Annotated in this window: 1 protein-coding gene; it reads right to left on the reverse strand. The window is 73.4% G+C overall.

Features of this window, described 5'->3' with window-relative positions:
- Positions 1-163 precede the first annotated feature (163 nt).
- Positions 164-1,807: a type I polyketide synthase gene (locus ACWDSL_RS53225; protein ID WP_450496958.1), complete on the reverse strand. Its 1,644-nt coding sequence runs from the start codon at positions 1,805-1,807 to the stop codon at positions 164-166.
- Between the last annotated feature and the right edge of the window lie 110 nt (positions 1,808-1,917).

The raw sequence follows: 1,917 nt of genomic DNA on the forward strand, positions 1-1,917 counted from the left end.
CCCCAAATCAGCCAAATGAGCATATTGACATCTTTGTGGTTAGGGAAGCGGTGCGGTATGCCCACCGGGGCGGGCCCGGGCCCGGCCCAACTGGGGCCGGCCCCCGGCCTTCGCCGGGCGCCGTCGTACGTTTGCGATGCCCCGATGAGGCCACCGCATGGGCTCAGTCCCGGCTGACCTCCTTGTCGATCAGCTCGAACATCTCATCGTCCGTGGCCGACTGGAGATCTGGGCCCGCAGCGCCGCCGCCGTCGTCAGCGATACGGCCACTGCTCATCTTGCGGGCCAGGGAGCGCAGGCGCTCCGCGAGGCCGCTGCGCGTGTCGTCGTCGAGCGCCGCCGAGTCGGAGACGGCGGACTCCAGCCTGGCCAGTTCCGCCATCGCCGCCATCGCCGTGGCCGCCGCCGAGGACGGAGCGTCCTGGCAGAGCTGAGTACGCAGATGATCGGCGAGGGCAGCGGGGGTGGGGTGGTCGAAAACGGTGGTTGCGGGCAGGGTGAGGGCGGTGGTCGTGTGAAGGCGGTTACGGAGTTCCACGGCGGCGAGGGAGTCGAAACCCAGCTCGCGGAAGGCCGCGTCCGGCCGGACGGCGGCAGCCGTGTCATGCCCCAGCACGGCGGCGGTGTGGGTGCGGACGATCGTGAGAAGCGTGTCGCGCTGCTCGGCGGCGTCCTGGGCCGCGAGACGGGTACGAAGGTCAGCGGCGCCCTCGGCTCCTGGGGCGCGGCGATGGGCCGTACGGGCCGGGGCGATCCTGGAGAACAGCGGCGCCGGGGTCTCGGCGGCGCTCGAACCCCGTAGGTCCAGCCGGGCGGGCACCAGACACGGCCGATCGCCGACGAGGGCGGCGTCGAAGAGCGCGAGAGCGTCCTCGGTGGCGAGGGGGGCGAGCCCGGAGCGGGTGATGCGGGCCCGATCGGTGCCGTCGAGATGCCCGGTCATGCCGCTGCCCTGCTCCCACAGACCCCATGCGAGCGACAGGGCCGGCAGTCCCTGCGCCCTGCGGTGTTCGGCGAGGGCGTCGAGGAAGGCGTTGGCGGCGGCGTAGTTGCCCTGCCCGGCTGCGCCGAGGACACCGGCGGCCGAGGAGAACAGGACGAAGGCGCGCGGCTGGGCGTGGCGGGTGAGCTCGTGCAGATGGAGGGCGGCATCGGCCTTGGGTGACAGCGCGGTGTCCAGGTGTCGGGGGGTGAGGGAGGAGACGGTGGCGTCGTCCAGCACGCCCGCGGCGTGGACCACACCGGTCAACGGGTGTCCGGTGGGAATCCTCGCAATGAGATCGGCCAGCGCGGCGCGGTCGCCGCTGTCACAGGCGCGCACCGTCGCCTCGGCGCCGAGCTCGGCCAGTTCCGCCCGCAGCTCGGTGGCACCGGGCGCGTCGGGCCCGCGTCGGGATGCCAACAGGAGGTGTCGTACGCCGTGACGGCAGACCAGATGGCGCGCGAGCACCGCTCCGAGAGTGCCGGTGCCGCCGGTGATCAGTACGGTGCCGTCGGGGTCGAACGCCGTGGGCGCCGTGTGCTGGTCGGCTGCGTCGGTGGCGGGAACGGGACCAGGCTCGGGGACGGGGACGGACGCCGGAACGCGGGTCAGCCGGGGCACGAGGAGCCGGTTCGCCCGCACCGCGATCTGCGGCTCGGCGCAGGCGAGCGCCGCCGGAACGAGGGTCAGTGGCACTTCCCCGCCGTCGAGGTCGGGGGCGGGGTCGAGGTCGGGGTCGAGGTCCAGCAGGACGAACCGGCCGGGATGTTCCGACTGCGCGGAGCGCACCATGCCGCACACCGCCGCGCCCGCCAGGTCCGCCACGTCCTCCCCCGGTGGGGGGGGGGGCGGGGCGGGGGGGGGGGGGGGCGGCCCGCGGCGGTCGGGAGAGCACACGGGTCACGAGCAGACACCAACAATCTAAACACGGATTA

It is taken from the genome of Streptomyces sp. NPDC000941 (assembly GCF_053599555.1).